Annotated in this window: 17 protein-coding genes; all 17 read right to left on the bottom strand. The window is 38.0% G+C overall.

The genetic code is table 11. The annotated features are described in order from the left end of the window. Nucleotides 1–236: 236 nt before the first annotated feature. Nucleotides 237–1,220: a hypothetical protein gene (locus AAEY62_RS14425; RefSeq protein ID WP_350635189.1), complete on the bottom strand. Its 984-nt coding sequence runs from the start codon at nucleotides 1,218–1,220 to the stop codon at nucleotides 237–239. 80 nt (nucleotides 1,221–1,300) lie between these two features. Beyond that, nucleotides 1,301–2,284: a hypothetical protein gene (locus AAEY62_RS14420; protein ID WP_350635187.1), complete on the bottom strand. Its 984-nt coding sequence runs from the start codon at nucleotides 2,282–2,284 to the stop codon at nucleotides 1,301–1,303. A gap of 8 nt (nucleotides 2,285–2,292) precedes the next feature. Then, on the bottom strand, nucleotides 2,293–3,018 hold the full coding sequence (locus AAEY62_RS14415; protein ID WP_350635185.1) for a hypothetical protein: 726 nt from the start codon (nucleotides 3,016–3,018) through the stop codon (nucleotides 2,293–2,295). Between the two features lie 617 nt (nucleotides 3,019–3,635). Then, nucleotides 3,636–4,610 (bottom strand): transposase, encoded by a 975-nt coding sequence (locus AAEY62_RS14410; RefSeq protein ID WP_350635183.1) that lies wholly within the window; start codon nucleotides 4,608–4,610, stop codon nucleotides 3,636–3,638. 208 nt (nucleotides 4,611–4,818) lie between these two features. Beyond that, complete coding sequence (locus AAEY62_RS14405) at nucleotides 4,819–5,886, bottom strand: hypothetical protein (protein WP_024592005.1); 1,068 nt, start codon at nucleotides 5,884–5,886, stop codon at nucleotides 4,819–4,821. Between the two features lie 191 nt (nucleotides 5,887–6,077). Next, nucleotides 6,078–6,674 (bottom strand): hypothetical protein, encoded by a 597-nt coding sequence (locus tag AAEY62_RS14400; RefSeq protein WP_024592006.1) that lies wholly within the window; start codon nucleotides 6,672–6,674, stop codon nucleotides 6,078–6,080. 2 nt (nucleotides 6,675–6,676) lie between these two features. Then, nucleotides 6,677–7,741, bottom strand: a complete 1,065-nt coding sequence (locus AAEY62_RS14395; protein WP_024592007.1) for a hypothetical protein — start codon at nucleotides 7,739–7,741, stop codon at nucleotides 6,677–6,679. Nucleotides 7,742–7,828: 87 nt separating this feature from the next. Further along, the gene (locus AAEY62_RS14390; protein ID WP_024592008.1) at nucleotides 7,829–8,575 is read right to left on the bottom strand and encodes a hypothetical protein; all 747 of its coding nucleotides are present in this window, start codon (nucleotides 8,573–8,575) and stop codon (nucleotides 7,829–7,831) included. Between the two features lie 99 nt (nucleotides 8,576–8,674). Beyond that, nucleotides 8,675–9,844, bottom strand: a complete 1,170-nt coding sequence (locus tag AAEY62_RS14385) for a hypothetical protein (RefSeq protein WP_024592009.1) — start codon at nucleotides 9,842–9,844, stop codon at nucleotides 8,675–8,677. 26 nt (nucleotides 9,845–9,870) lie between these two features. Next, on the bottom strand, nucleotides 9,871–13,752 hold the full coding sequence (locus tag AAEY62_RS14380) for a toxin VasX (protein WP_024592010.1): 3,882 nt from the start codon (nucleotides 13,750–13,752) through the stop codon (nucleotides 9,871–9,873). Further along, nucleotides 13,749–14,774, bottom strand: coding sequence for a DUF4150 domain-containing protein (locus AAEY62_RS14375; RefSeq protein WP_197237220.1), 1,026 nt, complete (start codon nucleotides 14,772–14,774; stop codon nucleotides 13,749–13,751). The genes AAEY62_RS14380 and AAEY62_RS14375 overlap by 4 nt, the downstream gene beginning before the upstream one ends. After that, nucleotides 14,771–15,670 carry a hypothetical protein gene (locus AAEY62_RS14370; protein WP_024592012.1) on the bottom strand — a complete coding sequence of 300 codons (900 nt, stop codon included), beginning with the start codon at nucleotides 15,668–15,670 and terminating at the stop codon, nucleotides 14,771–14,773. The genes AAEY62_RS14375 and AAEY62_RS14370 overlap by 4 nt, the downstream gene beginning before the upstream one ends. Then, nucleotides 15,660–16,691 (bottom strand): DUF2169 family type VI secretion system accessory protein, encoded by a 1,032-nt coding sequence (locus tag AAEY62_RS14365; protein ID WP_169061371.1) that lies wholly within the window; start codon nucleotides 16,689–16,691, stop codon nucleotides 15,660–15,662. The genes AAEY62_RS14370 and AAEY62_RS14365 overlap by 11 nt, the downstream gene beginning before the upstream one ends. Next, entirely contained in the window at nucleotides 16,681–17,841 is a 1,161-nt protein-coding gene (locus AAEY62_RS14360; protein WP_024592014.1) for a hypothetical protein, read from the bottom strand. Before AAEY62_RS14360 ends, AAEY62_RS14365 begins: the two co-directional genes overlap by 11 nt. A 4-nt stretch (nucleotides 17,842–17,845) precedes the next feature. Continuing rightward, nucleotides 17,846–18,262, bottom strand: coding sequence for a hypothetical protein (locus tag AAEY62_RS14355; RefSeq protein WP_024592015.1), 417 nt, complete (start codon nucleotides 18,260–18,262; stop codon nucleotides 17,846–17,848). Nucleotides 18,263–18,279: 17 nt separating this feature from the next. Then, nucleotides 18,280–20,301: a type VI secretion system Vgr family protein gene (locus tag AAEY62_RS14350; protein WP_024592016.1), complete on the bottom strand. Its 2,022-nt coding sequence runs from the start codon at nucleotides 20,299–20,301 to the stop codon at nucleotides 18,280–18,282. A 25-nt stretch (nucleotides 20,302–20,326) separates the two neighbouring features. Beyond that, complete coding sequence (tssH, locus tag AAEY62_RS14345; protein WP_007584473.1) at nucleotides 20,327–23,062, bottom strand: type VI secretion system ATPase TssH; 2,736 nt, start codon at nucleotides 23,060–23,062, stop codon at nucleotides 20,327–20,329. Between the last annotated feature and the right edge of the window lie 4 nt (nucleotides 23,063–23,066).

Genomic DNA, 23,066 nt, shown 5'->3' with positions numbered 1-23,066 from the left:
CAATCCAAGACTAATTCAATTGTTGAAAAAAAGGCAATTAATAAAATAAAAGAACATATAAACCCTATTCATAATTTAAAAAAATAATAGTAAAAATTAAATTCATGAGTAGGAAGCGACCTTTACAGAGCTAGGTCTTTATATGCTTAATTCTAAAGTTATACTATTTTGTGCTAGCTTAATTAAACTAGACAGCCACTCTAATTATATAAACTAAACTGCGCCATAAAAGGTACTCAAGGGATCCCACACGTTAATTGCATAAATAAACGTTTCGCTTTGTATTTCCAATTAAGTGTTTTTTTTCGCTCGGGCTCAGGCGTCCACCGTAACCATGGTTTGGTGATTTCGGGTTGTGGCTCGTCGCTGTACCAATCTATTTTGTATGCCTCAGCATAGAGCTCATCATAGATTTCTGTTTGTTGTGCAAAGCTCATGTCACGCCAGTAAACCTCAGGGCGATTGTTGTGCTTATCAAACTCAGCGGTAATTGAATCTAGGTGCCTGTAACCCTCATATTCAGGTATATCAGGTAATGGCTTTGTGTTATCCATAAAGCGAACTAAACGCTCCCAAAACAGTAAACAATAAATCGGGTTTTGTGCTAACTCTGTCACTACAATCGTCATTTTTGTTTGTGGGTAGTTATCTATATCTTTATGGGAGAGTCTTGGAAAAAATGCCCGCGAGCCCGACTGCGAGGTGCTTTCGTTTATTAATGAGCATTGCATATCTCGCCAATCAAAGCAGCAATTACCAAATTCATCGCGCTCGTCACAACCAGGAATATCAAAGGTGTAACCGACTTTACCTGTTTGACGGTCAAAATACGCTAACTTAGGAGGCGCCATCCTATCCCAGAGAGGTTGAAGGTTTAAAAATGTAAGGTTAAAGCCGAGCACTAAATACAGAAACCACCATGAGAAGGGTTCGTCAGAAAAAGGAGCTACTAATAAAAAAAGTGCAACGACTAAGCTACCACAAAACCCCAAAAACATGGGACCAAATATAAGTGCTCTCATGGGGTCATTACCGCATGAATGGACTTGAAAGCGCTGGGGTTGTGCCTTTAGGCCTAACTTATCGATATATAGCCAATCATAAAGAATACATAATCCACCAAATTGCTTTGTAAGACTTTTACTTGTTTTAGCATTAAAATATTTATTAAAAATTGTTTTTTTAGCCAGCGGGCCACCTAAGTACTTATAATTAAGCATATTACTCCTTTAACAAACTCAAACTATGTATAGCTCAAGCTCAAACTTCCTTTAAGTTATAAAATGCCTTTTATAAACGCTTAAGGTATTCCCATAAACAGCTGTAGCGCTAAACGCTTTGCTTTGTATTTCCATGTCAGTTTTTCGATACGCTCAGCCTCACCTTTAAAATGCAGCCAAGGTTTGGTTATTTCTTCGTTAGGCTTTCCCTTCAGCCAATCAAAATCATAAGCTTCATCTTTTAATTTTCGCCAAATTTCTTGTTGTTGCGAAAATGAAAAGTCGAGCCAAAAACCTACAGGTCTATTATTTTGAATATCAAACTCAGCTGTCCGTGGGTCTAAATGCCGGTGTTCTTCATATTCAGGTACATCAGGTAAAGGTTTAGTTAAATCCATGAAACGTACATTACTTTCCCAATACAGGTAACAATATGCTGGTGTTTCTCCATTATCCGCCACCGTACCTAGCATTTTAGTCTTTGGATACTTTTCTAAATCAATATGGCTAATACTCGGGAAGTAACTTAAAACTCCCGGACGCGTAGATGCAATATTAAGTCGACAAACTATTTCATCCCAACTAAAGCAGCAATTACCTAATTCATCACGCTGTTCACAGTCTGGTATATTGAAAGTAAAACCCACTGTCTGCTTTAATCTATCAAAGTATATTATTTTTTTAGATGTAAACCTAAATGTAACTGGTAATACATTCAAGAAAAATAAATTCCAACTAAATGTAAGTAACGGTACCCACCATTGATAAGGTTCGTCCGAGTAGGTAGCAACAACACAAGAAATGACAAATAGCAAACTTAAAGTAAACCCGATTGCCATTGGTCCAAAGAAGAGCGTTTTTATAGGATCGTTGCCACACTTAAAAGACCGATATCTTTGCGGTTGGGTTTCAACTAAATGCATGTCAGTATCTATCCAATTATACAAATAGCACAAGCCTTTAAACTTTTTATATCGTTCTTTGATTTTATGAGGGTAAAAAAAACGATTAAATCGCGTTTTTTTAGGCATGATATCAACGGCTAGGTAGTCATTATTTTGCATTACTTTCCTTATGCAATTGCTAATTCAAGTGAGGCATTTTCAATTGGCTTTTCAAACGCATCAAAATCTACAGGTAAGGTTAAATCTTCGTTGTATATAAGTGTTGATGTTATTTCAACATCAAACACACTAATGTTCGGTGATTCAACTTCAAACTCATAGGTGGCTGTATTTAAGCTCAGGCTATTTTTATCAAATTCAGCTAAATACTCTTTAGTGCCTTCAACCCAAGTCGCTTTTTTATAAACATTCAACGTTGTTGGATGCCGCCATGAGTATTTTACATCTAAAAGCAACTCAGATTTACCCACTATGAACATTGGCAATTCAACTTTCACTGTATAATATGATGTGGATTGAAAGAAGCTAGGTTCATTAATAGTCACTTTAGGCGAAAACAATACGCTTTGGATATATTTAAAATATTGGTTTGGATCTGAGAAAGTATTGTAAATGGCCCCCTCTTCACCAGCAAATACACCTCGCTTATTTTTGGCAAACGGACCAAACTTTGCCCATATTTCCAGCTTACTATCCGTTAACCATACTGATAATAGATAAAAGGCAATTGAACCTATAAATAACGCCCAGCCCCAAGGACCTAACGTGGCAAAGTAAATTGTGTGTATCCCTAATCCTATACTGAAGCCGGCGGCTGCAAACATAGCAACACCTGCATCTGTATCTGTTTTACTTATCAATTGTATTCCGTCGTATAATTGTATTAACCCCATTAAAGAACCCATTGCACCAGAAAAGCTTCTCAAAATACTTAATTCAGCTGCAAACCCTAATAAACGTGTATTGTTAGACCCTGTTATAATTTTTTTTATATTTGTCTGTTTACCAAAGGTTTCCCAAACAGTACCAACTGCTGCTAAAGTTCCCCCTATTAATGCTAAATGCTTAGCTCCTTCATAAAGATCGCCTTTTTTAAACTCTTTTTCATAATCACCATAAGCAACATAACTGCTATAATTAAACTAGACAGCCACTCTAATTGTGTTTTTAAAGTTGATTTGTGCATAAGGCAAAACAGCGATTCACACTAACCGCTGTTTTTTACATCACCATACTTTATGTCTGTTTACTTGGCAGTCATCAGGGTCTAAAAAGATAATTAAACTAGACAGCCACTCTAATTAAACTAGACAGCCACTCTAATTGTTCAAGCTAAACTGTGCCATAAAATCTACTTTTTAGGTTAAAAACTTACCTTTCCTTATCTATTTCTTTTATTTAATTCATTAAATAAAACATTACCGCTGTTAAACCTAAATTACATGCACGAAAATAACTGCATGATGCAGTTGTGATTTATTATTAAATAGTTTGACTGAGCAGTTTAAGTTTATGCGAGTAGTTTTTGGCAGTTACTGATGTTCGCTCGCCGTTTTCTGTTTAAATTTTCACAGTAACCGGCTTGTGAGGATGGTCTCCCAACTGCACCATGAAATACACGTGTAAATTGGGTTGTGAGTTTTAACCAGTTTTCTGGCGATATATTCACTCTTTCTAGTAAAGGCAAATGTGTACTTTCAATATACCCTCGCTTATCTTCTCGTATACAACGTCCTGTTAATTCAACAAGTTCAAGGTACGATTTAAGCTCAAACGGGAGTCCTTTTGGCATGATTTGACGTGACATGCCTGCAAAGCGGAGCAGTTTTTTTGGTTGTTTACCCTCTTTTGCGTATGTTAGTCGCTTTTGAACGCTGGTATGGTCTGACTCTTCTGGAGTGTTAGCCATTTTAGCTCTAATTGGGTTTAAATCGACATACGCCATACAGGCGGCAAGGGATGCTTCATCTAGTAATGCTTGTGACGTAAAACGTCCTTCCCAAAATCTACCTGTACAGTTATCTTCTTTATTTGCTCTGCGAGCAATGCTTTCATTTAATAACCGCATAAACCAACTTATGCTGGATAACCTTTCTCGGTATTGCTGTACTGTTTGATTAAAAAATATGAGTTCTATTTTGCTTAGCTTTTCGCCCTGGATGTATTTTTGTGTAATCAATGTACCTTTATAAAGCTTATGCCAACGAATAACAATGGCTTTGTCATTCAGTCTATTGGCTTTTTTATCATCAACATACAGTACTAAATGTGTATGATTACTCATTACGGCATAAGCACACACATCAATACAAAATACCTTCGCTAATTCAAGTAGCTTATCTTCAACCCAGCCTCGTCGATGTTCGTAAGACTTACCTGTAAAGTGGTCTTCACCACACAGAAAGGCACGTCGAACACACCGTGAAATACAATGATAATATTTCGTATCAACCAAACTTACTTGACGCTTTCTTGCAATAGCCACAAGCCACCTGCCTATTTATTGTACTTGCTAAAATTTAGTCACTAAATTAAAAAAGCGCAAATTTAGGATGGATGTCTAGTTTATTTATGTCTAGTTTATTTATGTCTAGTTTATTTATGATTGTTAAAGAACTACTGTTAGTTAACCGATTTGAAATCCTGGTTCTTCATGGAAAATAGAAAGCTGTTTTTAATATGTTTTCCACAGTTTACAAATCAACCATCAAAAATGAAGTGAATTTTTGCCACAAGGTTTTCCCAAACTTAATTTCACTCTCGGGCTTAATGTTATCTGTGTATTTCCATGGAAATTTAAAAATATCTGGCGGTGTTAGCTTTTTAATAGGTTTTCCCGCCAATAAGTTATCAAGCTGCTCTTCATCATTAAATTCTTTTCTAAGCTCATCATCAGCTTGATTCATTTTCTTTAAAAATGACTTATCAACGCGATACCAAAAGTACTTAGGGCGACCATTGGCTTTATCAAATTCAGCAGTGGTTTTATCAAACTCTCGGTAATATTCAAATTGTGGGATGTCTGCTAATGGCTGAGTAACATCCATAAAGTTTTGTAATAATTCCCAATGTTGAAAACTGCAAGCTATCTCATTGTTGTAAGCAACATCATAACGCTGATCTTCTTTATAATGAAGAAGCGTAAGCCCTCTATGTGGAAATCCACTTTTGGGATTATGTGTAGCTTTGTAATGAGCATTAAATTCTTCAAAGCTTAAATAAGCAAAGCTCTTTGCATCGCTTTTGGGTACTTTAACTACACCTGTTTTACGTTCGAAAATAACTGCTAATTTAAAATTAGATCTAAAATATGGCCATATTACCCAGTTTGAAATTTTTGAAAAACACCAAACAGATAACAACACAGTGTAACTATCAAATGCTTCAGCAATATCTCCAAGCAAAAAACTAGTAATAGGAAAAGCTAGCAAAAGAAACAGTATTGATATGTGGAATATCCCCCAAGCGAAAGTTAAAGTGTCTATGAGACTTACAGGGTTAGAAGCCAAAGGTAATTCCAATCGGCTCTCATTTTGACTAAGAATACTTCGATGCTGGTTTGCTGCACCACTTATATTCAATTTATATTCTAATCTTTGAGAGTTATCAAAGCAGTGCCCAAACACATCACCTCTAGGAAATAACGCTTGCTTACTTTGGTAACGGCAATACATAGAGTCACGCTCATCAGTCGCTATTCCATTCCTGAATTTTGGGTTTTGCTTACCTCTGTAAGCTGTGTCAGCATATTGCTCAAGCATATTCTATTTCCTTTATTATCTATGCCCTATCTGACATTTAATCCGCGCACCACTTTGAAAGAGTTTCCGAATTAACAATAAACCTAGGTCCTCTTACTAAACAAGAAAACTGTGTTACTAAATTTGCATTTAAGACTGATAATTTATGTTTTACGAATGCGCTACTTTCATTTGATCTGGTAAATGCAAAACTAAAATGGGTGTGTTTTTTTTCTGCAGAGAACTAAATACTCTGCTACTTCTTCATTAATACTCTTCAGTAACTCCGGATCAGTATCGGCATAACCCGGCCGTTGAAAGTTATATTCAAGGTGATAGTTATATATATAACTTGAATTAATATCGGTTAGAAATAGCGATTTACTTTCGCCAGGGTAGCCTCGATAAAAGTTGATGTTAAAGTTAATTTTTCTTGTTCCACCTTGAGATGGTAACAGATCACCTATTGGTATTTTAAGGACTGATATATGGGTAACCTCAGACTCAAGTTCAGCAATTGGTTCAATATTCACATATTTGCAAACTCTATATGAATCACCATGTCGCAACGACTCATTTTTTGTAAGAATAAAGCTAACTTCTTTATCTTCAGTGATATCCATTAAATTAATAATTAAAAAATTCAACCCTTCTCTAACAAGATTTTGATTAATACAGATATCAAGCTCTGTATTATTTACTTTTATTAAGCATGGTTTTTTTAAATTTTCTCTAAAAGTATTTTCATTTCCAATATTGACTAAAATAATAATAACAAACAAAAAAACAGTTATAATTAATATCCACATAGCTATACCCCTATCAATAACTGCCGTATTGAAACCAATATATTCCCTATTAAAGCAGATACATCCATTCTTTTATTCCGCTGTTTAGCGGTAAATTGAAGCCAAGGACAAACTAGATCGTATATATCAAGCATTTTTTGGGATAATTTATACTGCTCATCATAAAACCGGTTATTAATCAGCTCTCTTTCAATATCTCTTTGTTGATCGTATGAAAAGTCACACCAAAACCGCTCTGGTCGTTTATTTTTTATATCAAACTCTCTAGTAGATTGATCGTTTTTTCTATAGAGTTCCAAATCTGGCGAGTCGGGTAATGGTAAAGTTAAATCTAAATAACGCTGATACCTTGCCCATTGCTTAATTACATCATCAACGGTGCCATGATATTCACTTAACGCATGAATATGTACCCAAGGTACGTCATTGTATTGATCAATATTTTCATGAATAAGTACTAGGCTTGCTATTTTACCGACTCCTTGAGTTTTTGTTAAAAAACGTACGTTGAGTGAAAATTCACCTACGGGGAATGCAGCATTAGCAAACTCATCTTTAAAAGGAGGCTCATTGTTTGTCTGTTCTGTAAAGTTGATTGTATTATTCAACCTATCTAAATAAACCAAATCCTCATTTTTTGAACTAAGTCTATAATAATAAAATGAACTAAAGTTGCATACGATAGCATTCCAAAACATAAATATTATTAAGCCTAGCCAAGTCGGCATTCCAAAAAACTCATCACTGCCAAATACAACTATAAATAACATTAAAAAAGAAATAATAAACGGGAGAGTATAAAAAAATATATCTAGCCTTTTCCTCGCATTCAAACGCCGTCCAACAACTAGATATTTAGATTTATCTGCTAGGCTTGATTTTTCAAAGCTTTCAGCTCTAGCCCTTTCATTAACAAAGTATCGTCTAACTACATTTATACCAAAACAATCAAACCAGAAACTTTTATCCTTATCAAACTGCTCTGATTTAAAATAAGGTAAAATGCGGTTTTGATACAATCTGGGCGAGATTTTTTCGGCAAATGCAGTATAAAATGTATAGTCCATGAATTCCCTTTTTAGCTTATCCCTATTCTTGTTATTTACTTAATTATTATAAAAAATTAAGACAGTTTTTTAGTTTTTGCCTCTAAATTAGATCTCATTGTTAGTTTTAGCTAAATCAATTCCATATGTTTTACGGTATAGCAATGACAAAAGGGAAAGTAATGTAATTAAAATAAACCACGTTATATTTGAATTTAAAAAAGCGCTTTTAATAAAAGAAGCTGATATGAAACTCAGTGTATTAAAATCTATTTCACCTTTAATATAAAGACTTAAGAAAGGAAACAAAATCATAATAATTAAAGAAAATAAGATTAAAAAACTGACCAAAAAGAATGATAAAAGTTCTTTTTCAGCAGCCATCCCAGTAAACATGCCTGTTTTATCTAATGTATTTAAATAGTTTCGACAATTAAAAAAACGTTCACTTTGACTCTTTTCTTTTTTATCTTTTGTCTTTTTTAAATTTAAAAAATATAACAATGACAAAATCACTCCACCCTCAATCAAGTAATAAAAAAAATAAGGGTAATCACCATTGATAACTATAAAAAAATTAGACGAAACAAAATAAACACATAGGTTAAATTTATCAGCCGTTTTTAATACTAAAAAAAATACTACAGACATTACCAGTGGTAATAAAAAAAACGAATCCCAAGGTACTAAACTCGAACATGCTCCAGCTACTGCGCTGCATATATTATTATCGTATGTAGTACTATTAAAACTTAAAATGGGTCTTGAGTTTAATGAATTATAACTCAACAAAAACTCGACAAAAAAACTCATAAGCATTGCGAGTGATAAATTTTTAAATGCAAAGCGATTCATAAAAATCCTTTTAAAATACCTTAAACAATAAAAGCTCTATTGTTTAAGGTTGGTTTTAATAAAGTAAAGCTACTATTTATGCTCAGCGTTGTTTTTACATCACCAAACTTCATGTCTGTTTACTTGGCAGTCATCCGGGTCTAAATAAGGTTTTAGCTCCTCAGGAAAGGCGTGTTTTTCCGTTATATCTTTATCGATTTTGAAGTAATGCTCTATCGATTGATATAAGTGCGTGCCAAGTGGGATTGACGTATCCATAAAGGTTATGGCTGTGGCATATTGCAGCGAATCCCATTCACGATTAAAACCTCCCACATAAAAAGTAGGCTTGGTGAAGCGATAATGTTTAGGGTATTTTAACGGCACCATGAGTGACACAAATACACGTGAACCACCACGGGCTGAGCCGACATTACGCTCATTTGCACCATAGCAAACAATATCTTCGTAAGGTAAATAAAATGGTTTTCTGAATAAAGTATGAGGGGTTTTTACAAGCCCGGTATGGCGATTGAAGTAAAACTTATCTCGGTGCGATAAAATAGCCCGGTGTTTTAACGTAAACACTCCTAAACCAAAGAGCACCACATAGATTGAAGCCATCACCCAGAAATATTCAAACCCGTCCATGATAAGAGCAAGAATATGGAAACCAAATACGAGTAATGCGAGGCTCGTACAACCAAAGCCAAGAATAGTAAATAAGTTCGACCACCCTCCAAACCATGAAATAGCAAGTTGTTGCCCATCGGTGCGAACCCAGTGACCCTCAAGCGTTGAGCCACGATTAGGCGACTTGAGCTCTGCTGCGTATTCATCAGTAAAACGCTTACTTTTAAAAGTACGGGTTTTAAACCCGCAGCCATTGAGTGCTTCGGCTCTTTTAAATCGCGTTTCATAACTGTCTTTATGTAAGTAGTCTCTTGGCAGTCGCTCTTTGTAGGTTTGTCTATCCCTACGGTACTTAATTTTGTTTTCAGACCTTATACTTATTTCTGCCATTTTCTCTGGGTTATTTTTTCCAAATTCTTCTATGCGCACTACATCTTCTTCGTCTAAAGCCATTTGCTTTATGGTTTTGTCTTTTGCTCTTGTAGGGTCCCGATTTGGGTTTTCAACGCACCACTCTTTAATTGCGTTAATACGGTTTTCTCTTTTTATTTTTTCTCGTTCTTCGTGAGTTAAACCATCTTCCTCTTCAGCAATGAGGCGCTCAGCTAGCTCATTAAATATTCTTTCTTCCTCTGCGTTTTTATCATCTATGTTCATAGTTACTCCTTGACACGATCTACTTCTTATAAATTAATTAGTGCTTGACTTATAACTTGACCAATGCGGTGACTGTACTTGCGGTCATCATTAAAAGACAGTAACCCAGGCTTTTCATCCGCTTTGTAATACTCAATTGGTAAGCCATAGGTACTATTAAAACCTTGAATAGTCGGTTGACCTTTACCATTCGGATATACTGTGGCTTCTAATTTGAGCTCTATTTTATCGCCTGGCTGCAAGCCGAACTCAGTCAAAAATGCATTATAATTTATTTCTGCTTGCCACCCTGTTCGTGAAGGCTGAAGCATCCATATCGCATCGACTAATATGGGGGAACTAAGGGGAATTTGTTTAAATTCTCTATGTTTTGTATAACGTGACATTTTAAGTTGTATTATTTTTGCATATTTTTCAGCTGCTTCAACATTATAACCTCGATAGGGTGCAATTATATTTGCACTTGTTGGATTAACTACTCGCCAATAGAGCTTTGTATCGACGCCTTCTTTTACCGCAGCAACCGGCGTGGATAAACCAATTGAAATAGTTTTAGCTAAGTTGCTTGCAACCAGTTTTGTATAGGGCTTGTAAAGTGCATTATAGACATCGAGTAATGCTAAGTCAGGGCGGTTTAGCCACTGAGCGGCTCTTACACTGGAAGAACCATCATTAATAAAGGCAGCTTTCCCCCATGGGCATGCATGAAGCCATGCCTCAACCTCTGATTCACTAAAATAATAAATAAGCCCTGCCGCAATAAGAACTATCACTAAGCCTACAATACCAAATACAGCTATCAAGGCTGACGCCCCTTTGGTGATAATTGCGATGCCAGATGCGGCAGTCATACTTAAAAAGCCCAGAGCCATAATCGAATTCGCTGTCGCAAGGCCTATATTACCTTTGTTATACTCATTCACTGCATCCCTTACAGCGATATAAGTACTTATACCGCCGGCAACAAATGTAAAAAAGTTTGCAGTGTAGAATAATGCTACTTTTGCAAAAGTAACACCGAGCCTTCCTCTAAGTATTTTTTTACTAAGCTCGCTAACAGGCACTTTATTGTCAGCATATAAAATCAACTGACCGGAGCTTGGCATACCATAACGACGCTCTACCAAATCTTTACCAATATTCACCATAACATCAAGTAAATCTAATGCTGCAGATGCTTTATCCATAGAACTGACGCCATCACCAGTTATAACGGTATAAAAATTAATGGCTTCTAGCCCAGAAACAAACGGCAAAACACCAATGCTAGCTAAGCCAACTTTGCCCGTTTGCTGCTTACCAAATGCTGTTTTCGCGTACTTTTTGAGGGATTTATTATGATCTTTATATCCAGTTAAATCCCAGTTTGTTTTGAGCTGAGCACCTTCAACCGCTTCTAAACCATCTTCAAGCCTCTTCACTACTCCTTCCAATGCAGCTAGCTTATTTTTATCAAGCGCCACCATTTTTTTCATCACTTTCTTCTTGGCGCTGTCTGATTCGTAGTATTGCTTAGTAACCATGGCCTCTAGTTCATTCAAAGAACCATCTAAGCTAGTAATAAGGTCTAATCGAGCAGGTATCGTCACTTTATCGTTAACTTTAAGTTTAACAATGGGCCGCGTTCCGCCATTGCCTGGGTAACTACCTTGGCTCAGTGCTTCATCAATACCTTCGGTTATTTTATTAAATTCTAAAATTCGTTGTTCGGCACGCTTAGAACGGCTGTCAAAATTAAGCGGGACTACTGAGTCAGGTAAGTTTCCTTGATAATAGTCGTTAACATCAATGTCAATCTCAACGAGTAAACCATCAGAAACCATATGCGCGAGATGCATTATTTTTTGATAGGGGTTGTACGACATCGCAACTGACTTAATACGTGCCTCACTATTAAGCATGTCTAAACCCACACTTTTTAGCGTCGATAAATGCGCACGTGTTACACTACTTTTTGTTTTTGCTTGTTTAAGCAGTGTTTTATAGTGCTCTAGTTCTTTGTTTCTTTGTTTAAGCTGCCTGTTTAATTGCTCGGTGATGTCATCGCCATCTATACCTTGGTTACGCGCTTCCTGAATGAGATCATTGCGTGTCTTTTCAGAACTTTCAATTTCACTTTGTTTATTTTTTATCTGTATTTCTAAATTCTTTGTTTGCCGCTCAAGTTTATTACTTTCTCGCTGTAAGCTAGATTGTTTTTGCATACGGGCAGTAAACACATCTTTAATTGTTCCGCCACCTTGAGACATAGAATAAGTGGCAGATGGTACTTCCATAATAATATTAAAAAAGCCCCATACAGCTTGGCTACTCCTACGTAATACCTGCGTTAAATCGCCTTCTATATAACCATCAAGTTGATCATCTTGCTTCTCCAAAGTCTTAAATTCATCAATAGAAAAATCAACATTTTTAGGATCTTCTTCATCTCGAAAACACTTATATTCAGTTAAATTAGGCTTACTACTGGTTTCATCAGGGAATAGTAACTTATGTAGTTTCAATAAATTTGAACGGTCACTGGTATCCTCCGGGTGTGTACCTAACACTTTTAAGATTATATGTTGCCCTAGATCATTACTATCGATTTGCTTAAGCTTTTGCGCGTCTTGGTCATACACTACACTTGAGCGAAGCAAATCTGCCGTTAAATCTTTCAAAGGGGCTAATACGTCACACATAAGTTGATATATATCGAGTCGTCGGTTACCTGAGTGGTATGCATAGTCTCTTGCACATTGATAAAAGCTAGAAGCAGTATCTTCATCCTCTATAAGGTCTTTTACATTGGCTCTTAGCTCATTGATATACTCACCAAGCACAAGCACTTTTTCTGTTGCTAGAAACTTTCTGAATGCTGTTTTATCAAATTTATTTTCTACCCACTTTTTATAATCTGAAGCAATCTTTTGTTCTTGCTCAGAGACACTGTCTTCACCATATGTTGCTAATTTGTCAGACACAGATTGCGGAAAAGCAAAAAAGGTTTGTTGAACAAACGATGCTAATTCAAGCTCACCTCGCTGCTCTTTTGAGAGCTCATCAACACTCGAAACCGTTTGTCCATTTGCTACTTGCTCTATCGGTAGTGAACTAATCACTGAGCGAGTAAGCGTGATATCTGCAGCGGCTTGTCTTACTTTTCCTATTGCGTCAGGTATAACGGGGCAATAGACTCCAGCTTTATTTACAACATCGAGTGCAACATGCTGAGGTAACTGATTACTATTATAGCCTTGCTCAAAATCACCAAGCTTATCTAACGTAAACAATCTGTTGTTTCGAAGCTCTATTGCATCAGCATTATTCTCACCTGGCTTAACAGGCTCTCCATAGTTTAACCTTGGGTCTTCAGGATTAAACCCTCCAAATAATTGAATTTGTTTCCACGACCACTGCACTTCAGAAAAAGCAATTTGTACTTGGCAGTTACTTCCATTAAGTTTGTTCGGTACTATAATCGTTTTAAGTGTTTCACCAGTCGCCTCACGAAAACCTTTATTTGTTTTCCAAGTAAGAGAGCCTTTCTGCCAAGCAAGGTTAATATCATTGAAACGCGTAACGCTTTCTTTGGTCGTTACCTTAAGCTCACGCCATAAATGACCGTCAACAAAAATGTATAAAAAGCCATCTCTTAAGTTCGTTGTATGATCGTCAATTTCATCTGCAGGGTGGGCATATCTAATTGGGAATATATGAACTAACTCAATATCAGCTGTATTATCACTCTCCTCTTTAGCATCTACCTGATATAACGGGATTTTATAGTAGCCTTTACTGCTTCTATTTACAGATTCATCTCTAACCATTAATGATACATTTTTTACACCATCTGATTGGCGTTCAAAAACAAGCTCTCTATGCGCATTTTTTTCATCAATTTTATCTGCTACATTTAGATCACTCATACAATTGACACTCCATCTTCATCTAACTTTTCTGATCCTGATATTTTTATGACTATTTTTTTACCGACTTGCTGGTCAGCCAAACTATCCCTCATTTCTACACTCAACCCCCTTGGTGATGCGCCACCTGATTGCGCTAGCGGCATAGGCGGGGTGTTTTTTGAGTTTGAAATCATTAAGTCACCTTGGCGAACAGCGGGTTTCCCTTCAATGAGTACATTAAATGAGCCTATTATAAATTCAGCTTTACCATCGTTAGTGCCACTCATTAGGCCTCTTTTATCTCCGGGTTTATCGCCTTTACTTTTTGAAAAGTTACTTTTTATGTTGGCAGCACCGTTACCGTTTATTTTGACTGACCCCGCCACACTGGCTACATCACTTGCTGCGGCCATATTTGGATAAGGGATTGGGATGACACTTGGGCCTACCGTAGTTAAACATATATCAATAGTGCTTAGCTTGCCGCCGCTACTTTGGTGCACTGCGGTGCGGCCATTAATTAATACATTTTGCCCTGATACTGTGGCTACTTGCGCTGCTTGCGATTGCGTATCTTTGGTTAATTGCTCTTGACTCCCAGCTTCCCACCCTAAGTGGCTCGACACTAAATCTAAAAATGCTTGGGCATTAGTAATAGGTTTATTAACATCCATATTGGTTTGAGACTCATTCCACGGCAAGATAGGTTCGTTTTTTTCATCATCCCATTGAGGTGGTGGAATTATATAGTCTGGAATAAATACATTAACCATTTCGCCAAGTGTTTTATCGCGGTATTTGGGGCGGCCTATTTCAGCTAAAAATGCCGCATCTCCACTGGCTCGGTCTTCAAAAATAGCGACATTGCTGGCTTTACCTAATGCGCCGTTACTTCGAGCACTATTATTAAGCCCTAATAGTGTTGGGTTGTTGTGTCGCCATGTTAACGATCCACCTGAGCGCACATCGGCGGTTAGCGCGTCGATGTCGTACTGAACACTGCCTGTTTGTTTACCTGCGGCTGCATTAATGTATGTCATGAATTTTCACTCCTTGAAATTTTTATTAATTGCTCGTTAGGTGAATTAAATAATAAAAATACATGCTGTAACCCTTCATTTAGTGGGTTATTTAAATAGCTATTTGCAAGCACAAACCCCGCTGGATCGTTTGCAACGCCTTGATGGCCAATAGTATTATTTAAGTTGGCGAGCTCTATTAATTCGTCTTCTGGGCTATACAATGCTTGTGTATTAGCAAACCATTTTTTTTGCCATGCTAACGACTCCTTTCCTGCAAATAGGTAAGTATCATTAACACAAGCCTCGGCTTGGTTGAGCTGTTCGTTTAATTCGCCATTATAAAGGTGTGCACTAAGGGTGCCTTGTAAATGGGTAAGTAATACACATCCACCTTCACCATTAATAATGCCTGGCGGGCCGTTTAACACTTGCACCACGTTATTTTTTGCTTGATGGCTTACGTATTGGTAGCTAACGCAAGAGTCGAGTGCAATTATAAGTGTATCGGGCGCTATGCTTTTTAAATCAAGCGTTGTAGTTTGTATAAAATCAGGGACTTGCTGCGAAATCACCTCAGCTAAAAGCTCACTGAGTGTATCGTCACTTATTACTGGGTTGTTTAACTCGTCCTGTGGTAATACAAACACTATTTGACTTATACGGGATGTTTTTCTAAGGGTTGTAATATCAATATTTTCGAGCAGCTGGCTTAATAACAATAAGCACTTGGTTTGCCTATCAAGCTGAGCAAGCTCTTCTATTTCTACCATTATGTAGGGGGCATCTAAGCTTATATCGCAACGTATTAATGCTTTACTCGGTTTAGAAAACAACATTTGGTTTGCAACAGCGGTATACAAGCTACTTGGTGTACACCCTGTAGCATTTATATGGCAAAGTACATCAAACTTCATTGTTAGTTTCCTTTTTTGCCACAACTAACTGGCTATTTGCGCCTACGTGTATTGCGTCAATATAGCCGCGCCATAACAAAGAAAAACTTTGCGCGTCAGAATCAATAACCAACGTGTCGCAGCGCAAGTTAATTGTATGTCTGTTTAATGTGTTAACTAGCTGAACAATAGGCTCTTCAAATGGAAGTTCAACTCGTTGGTGCTGCCCATATTCTTGTAACGGGTATAACCCTGAAAGTGAAAACGCCCACCCTTGTGTAAACTCTTTTTTTACTCGCTGATCTAAAGGTGCCATATTGTTAAAATGTTCATCAAGCACTGTTTTAAACGGATAATTGCCTGCCATAAGTGCTTTTTTATCAATGTCGGGCATAAGTTCGATACGCGGTGACCAATGTGATGGTATAGCTGAAAAACTTGCAACTGAGGTAGTATGACTCGGTTTACGAAGTAGTTGATTTGCGTATTCAATGCAAGGTAATTGCTGCCCTTTTGCTTGTTTGTTTTTAAGCTTAAATCCTCTCCCTATCGGATTTTCAAGCAGATAATTAGACTCATCGTTAAGATCTTTTCCACCAAAAGCATTGCTGTAATTAATGGGTGTAGGCTCAATAATATTCGGATCAGTTGCAACAGGCCCAAGTAAAGAGCGCTTCCAAAAGCGTGCGCCAGTTACACGTAAACGTTTTTTAAATAGTGGCTGCGCTTTATCATGAAGGCCAAGCTCTACTTCAATTACTCGCGCTTGTTTGGCTTTAGGCGGGTAAGCTGTAAAGTCGCCATACACTTCAAATCCATGCTTAAAGGCGACTTGTTCGTTTACTTCTCTAAGTGGTGTATATGCGGGGTCGCCATCGTAATCATCGGCTACAACAATATCGGGTCCGGGCTCGTTTGGTGTTACATTGCCTTTTTCGTCAAATTCAAAGTTTTGTTTTACAAGGACAACTTTAGCCAGCGTACGGTCACTCAACCAACCATCAAAAAAACTAGCCTGCCAAGGAGAAAAATTATTCAGCACTTGGACTCTCCGCTATCACACTTTGCCATTGTTTGGCGCTCAGTAATACATGGTACAAACCACAGGCCTTTTGCAGAGGATAATGTGGTGCTACAACACGTTGCACAACTTCACCTGCAAGTATTTTTAATTTTTGTTTTGCATTACTGCACACAAAGCTAATGCCGTTTAATAATTGATCCCCTGGGACAAGTGCAAACGCTTGCCTTGCATGCTCTGCATCGTCAAGGTTTATGCCGCTGTGTACGTTTTTTTCGTTATTTGATTCTACTACAGTTACTTTGTTTGCTTGGGCAAGCGCTCTGTTAGTAATAATTAGCCATGCTGCGTAAGCTGGTTTTTGAGTTACCCCATGCGCCATTAAATTAATAAATAAAGGCAATGCACGCTTATATACAAAGTGGCTTAGTACATGTTGGCAAAGCCCGGGGTTAGCTTTACAAAAAAGTAGGCAAGGTTCATCCCAGCGCGGATCGTTAGTAAGCCCTGCTAGGGCAAGTAATTTTGCTTTTTTGTCGACATCATTTGTTTTGGCAAATACTTTAAATAGTATGTCTGATAAGTTACTTGTTTTATTACAATAGGCATTCACGAGTGCTGCATAAGCAATATCAAAGTTAGCATGTAGCATGGCACTATTTAGCTCTGTTTCACTCAAGTGCTGTGAAAAAAGTAAAGTAATCGCGTTACTATCAAGCTCTTCTTTTTCGTTGAGTACACTATTGCGCAGTGCTTTATTATCATCTAACTGCCAATAATCAAGTAAGTGCTGTAATACACTGTAATAACTTAAATGTTTGTCCGACTTTAAAGCTAAAAAAGTTTCGGCGCTGTTAAGTTCACTTTTTAAATTAAGACTTTGTAGCAATAGCGCGTAGATACTGTAGTGCTCAGGGCTCTCTATCGCAAGGGTAATAAATTCATCAAGCGTTAAATGGCTTACTTGTGTTAAATTTTTACCTGCAAAGTAATCTGTGGGTGCATCACTTTTTAAATCGCTGAGTGTGTATAAATGATTTAGTAATTGGCTTTCAATTACATTTAGTCGAGCAAGCGGGTAAACACCTTGCGCTTGCAGCTTTTGTTTGTGTTTTAATAAAGTATTTAAGCGCTGCTGATGCTGCTTAACCTTAGCGACTTGAGCAAACATAGTATTAATTAAGCCTAATTGGCCAGCCAGCCAAGGTAAGATCTTGCTCGCTATTGGCTGTTATATCTCGCCCTTCGAGCACTATGGTCCCGTCGGCAAATACTTCTATAGTCCCTTTAGCAGTTTGAAGGCTAATACTTTTCTGCGCCTCAATCGTTATGTGGCCTTGGCTATTTTTAATGAGTGCAGCGGGCGCTTGATCTTCATTTGCAAGTAGCCCTGTTACTATAAAGCCTTGTGCAGTGTGGGTAAGTAGTACTGTGTCGCCCACTTGGCATGGTGTTATGTGCGCCGCTTGTGCTACAACACTCTGTTCGTCGTTATTTACTGTAACGCCTTTAACTCGGCCAAATTCATCGACTTTACTTACAGGTGCAAGTTGCTGATCGTGATTAAATATACTTTTAACTTTAGCGTTCATTAAATTACTCCTTTAACTTAGTTATTACTAATTGCACTGCCTTTAATTGCTATATTAGTGGCACTTAACGTTATATTAGTGGCGTCAATTGTAAGGTTACCCGCAGCATCAATTTCTATACTTGCGCCACCTTGACTTAACTGAATTGACCCCTGTCCATTTGCTTTTATAGTAATATTTTTACCACTGTTTAATTCTAAATCACCTTGTGGCGCTTGTAACTCAAGGTTGCCGTCTACCGAGTAAACGCTAATGTCTTGCTGTGCTTGCATTTTAAACTCATCACTTGCTGTGAGCTCTAAGTTACCGTCAGTCGCTTGAATACGACTATTTGCGGCTGAATTTAAGGTTAAATCCGCAGCCGAGCTAACGGTAATATCTCCTTCGCGGGTTTGAATTTGCAAGTTATTCTCTACTCGCGTTGTAAAGTTATTAGCAACTGTAAAGTTTGCGTCGTTCTCGGCAACAAACTGAAGGTTTTCTTTCGCTGAAATTTTAACATCACCATCAACAGACTTTAACATTGCCTGGTGCGCACCATTTGTTGCATCGAGTATTAATTGGTTTTTATTGTTTTTATTGGCAAGGCTTATCTTCTCTTCGCCTTTTTTGTCATCCATTACAAAGCTGTGCCCAGCTTTAGTTACTAATTTGTTTTCAGTTGGGTTTTCGCTTGTAACAGGATTTGGTGCATTTTCATTATAAAGCGCGCCTAAAATTATAGGCCTATCTAAATCACCATTTTCACCACAAACGAGCACTTCTGTACCTTGAGTTAGTGGAAAATGCATACCGTGCCCGCTGCCACCGTAAGGTTGCATTAAACGTGTAGGACGGCTTTCTTGGCCTTCTCCATCTTGATTAAACGGTAGTTTTACTACGTAGTTACCTTTGTCATCAATTTCTTGCTCAATTAATGCATTAAACGTTGCAAACACACGTCTCGCTGGGCGCAATGGAGCTTTATAAGGCTGGTTAACACTAATTAAATAAGCTTGGTTTTTATACGTTAAGCCCTTTACATTAGAGCCGTATTCAACCGAAGCACTTTGGCTACCTTTGTGCTCTACACGCGTCACTAAATACTGACCATCATGCTCTGGATGGTCATAAATATTTAAACGCATACCAGGGCGAAGCGCCCTGCAGTCTGTGTCTATTATTATTTGCTCACGTTGGCAATCAAACGCTTGCTGTCTGATAGTTGCTAAGTCTTGCCCTTCGTTTGATTGCCCGTAATTATCACCGTAATGACTATCTTCACCAAAACCAATAACTGACGCACTGTTATTTTTTGAAACTTGCAAATTACCCGGAGCTTGGTAGTTGTAATCATCTAAGTGTGTACTTTGCGGAAATAATTGGGCCTGCCTGCTTATAGCAAAAATTGACTCACTCGTTCTTACTTGCCCAGATGGCGGTACATAGCTTAGGTTTATTTCATCAAACTCTTGCGCTATACCATTAGAATCATTGCAAATATACAATGTACATTCACCACTAGTTTGCTCTACAAAGCTGTACACAAAACCGTGCTTACGCATTAAGCGTGTTACAAATTCGTAATCAGTTTCGTTGTATTGCACGGTCATATCGAGCATGGTTGAGCTTGCTTGTACATTTAACTTTTGCGCAGGGAAACCTGCTTTTTCAAACACACTCGAAATAATTTTACCTGCATCCATAGCAGTAAATACACGGTTAGAATGCTGATGCTTAAGTAATGTTAAATGAGAACTCATGATCAAAGTATAGTGATACCCCTGATGACTTTGACCATGCGCTATAAAACCACTAATTAACCCTGAAATAGTACGATCTAACATTGACCACACTAGTGATAACGATACATCTTTGCCTATTAGCATTTCAGATGTTAGATGCTCAGGGCTCAATACTTGGATTTTAAATTCATAGTCTTCACATAAACGATCGTCCCTAGACTCAAAGTCAGTTACATAGACCATCCCGTCAGGCATGCCCTGTATAGCAACACTAAAGTGACTCTTATTGGCCTTGAGCTCGTTAAATATGTCCATGAATCCCATTTTTACATCCTTTTATTTAAGCGTTATCTGCAAATGTCGCCGTAATTTCGTCTTGTTCGTCAACGGCCAGCGTTAAAATATCAGGCATGTCTTCTTCTGCCATAAACTCTAAAATTGATTTAGCGATACCAGGAAGTATTTGCTGCTCTATAACCGCGTTCACCATACGTGCACCACTATCTGAAAGCGTACACTGAGTAGTCAGCTTTTCTAAAACACTGGCATCTACTCGTAGCTGCATTTTGTGGTTTTCGTGCAAACGTGTGGCAATGGCTTCAAGTTTCAAGCTGACGATAGACTGTAGAGCTTCAGAATCAAGCGCTAAGTAAGGTATAACTTGCATACGGGCAAGTAAAGCAGGCGCAAAAAAAGCAAGTAACTGCGGCTTAATTAAATCAGTCAGTGCACCGATTGATGGTACTTTCCAAGGCGTTCCGTCTTCATTAATAGGTGCTTGCGTTGGATTTAGCGCTTCGTTAATAGCTGCTTCTTGATCGCTTTGCTGTACCTGTTCTTCCTCGTCATCTTGAGGGCTTAGGTCTATAACTGTAGGCGGTGTACATGCATCGATTAACTCTGCTGAGCCTAAATTAGATGTCATGATAATTACAGTATTTTTAAAGTCTATTTCACGTCCTTCACCGTCACGCATGGTGCCGCGCTCAAACACTTGGTAAAACATGTTCATTACATCTTTGTGCGCTTTTTCAACTTCATCAAGTAAAATTACTGAATATGGACGCTGTCTTACCGCTTCGGTTAACACACCACCTTCACCATAGCCAACGTACCCTGGTGGTGAACCTTTAAGTTGCGATACGGTGTGCGACTCTTGGTATTCACTCATGTTAATAGTGGTTAAAAATTTATCACCACCAAATAATTGTTTAGCTAAGCAGCGAGCGGTTTCTGTTTTACCCACGCCCGATGGACCAGCTAGTAAAAATACGCCTAGCGGGCCTTCATCGTTGCTTACGCCGGCTTTACTCACTCTTAGTGTTTGCGCTATTTTAGCGAGTCCAGCCTGCTGCCCTATAACTTCTTGGCTAATTGTGGCTTCAAGATTAATTAAATTACTAATCTGATCTTTTACCATTGCCCCTACAGGCACACCGGTCCACTGTGAAATAATTTGCGCAACAGCATCGGCGTCTACTTCACTAAATAAGCCGTTGTCTTGTGTATTTTGCTCTTTTAGTGATTGGCGAAGTGTCAGCAATGATTCGCTATCAAGCTCTTGATCAGTTGCCTGCTTTATCTCGTTAATTTGACTCAAAGTCGAAATTTGAGATTCACGCGAGTGAGTAAGTTGCGCCAATTTATTTTGTGCAATAACCAGCTCTTCAACTAAATGGGTAAGCTTATCTTTATCAACAACTAAACCTTGCCCTAGCTCTACATTGAGGCTATTGATTCTGGTTTCTAAATAATTAATGTGCTCGCGCTCAGACTCAATGGCAGCGGGGTCTGTAGCAAACGACATACGTACTCTTGCCGCTGCGGTGTCTAATACATCAATAGCTTTATCTGGTAATTGGCGGCCTGTTATATAGCGCGACGATAAAACGACAGCAGCTTCTATAGCGTCATCCGTAATTTGAATATTATGATGCTCTTGATATTTATCTTTTAAGCCTGCAAGCATTAATTGAGCCGCTTGCTCTGTTGGCTCATCCACTTTAATAAGCTGAAAACGGCGCTCTAGAGCGGCATCACGTTCAAAATACTTTTTATACTCGCTCCATGTTGTTGCCGCAACGGTTCTTAATTCTCCGCGTGCTAATGCTGGCTTTAATAAATTTGCCGCATCACTCATGCCCGCATCGCCACCGGCACCAATTAAAGTGTGCGCTTCATCGATAAACATAATTATTGGCGTTGTTGAATTTTTAACTTCGTCTATTACTGTTTTTAAGCGGCGCTCAAACTCACCTTTAACGCCGGCACCTGCTTGCAATAACCCCATATCAAGCACCAATAAGCGTACGCCTTGCAGGTCACTTGGTACTTGGCCATCAATTATACGCTGGGCAAAACCTTCAACGACTGCTGTTTTACCTACACCTGGGTCACCCACTAAAATAGGGTTATTTTTTCTTCGACGGCATAACACATCGACCATCATACGAATTTCGTCATTACGACCGAGAACCGGGTCAATTTTACCCTGTTTTGCTTTTTCAGTTAAATCTTCACAGTACTCATCAAGCGCAGCTGTACCGTGCGATGAATCTGTTTGATTTGCAGACTTTGATTTAGCTACTGGGTTTAAACGCTCTGAAGATTGCTGACAAATTTTATCTAAATTTTCAGCTAAAAAGCGTGAATCTATTTTATCCAGTAAAGCAGGTAGTTGAAGTACAGGGCTGTAAGGTAATAACTCTGTTAATGAATCAATAAGCGCAGCACCTGTTATAAAATCACTTTTATGCTGAACATTAGCACTTAACCATGCACGCTCTAGCCATTCGTATAAACGACGAGAAAATGTAGGCTTACTTTGATTACCGGCAGGCTGTCTATTTAAAAAGTCTAATAGCTCATGCCATACTTTGTCTTGATTAATATTAAAGAAATGAAAAATGTGCTCAAGGTCACCATTACTTCCTTCTTCCATTAACTTAATAAGTAAATGCTCAGGAAGCACTTCAAAATGACTACGACTACTCGCAAATCCAGCTGCTGATTCAAGTGCTGTTGCGGTGTGGCCATTTAATTTATCTATGAGTTGTTTTATGCCTTTAGCATCCATTTTT

It is taken from the genome of Pseudoalteromonas sp. GW168-MNA-CIBAN-0100 (assembly GCF_040309225.1).
Classification (GTDB): Bacteria; Pseudomonadota; Gammaproteobacteria; order Enterobacterales; family Alteromonadaceae; genus Pseudoalteromonas; species Pseudoalteromonas arctica.
The sequence above is the reverse complement of the archived record's forward strand: the minus strand, read 5'-3'. Positions and strand labels throughout refer to the sequence as shown.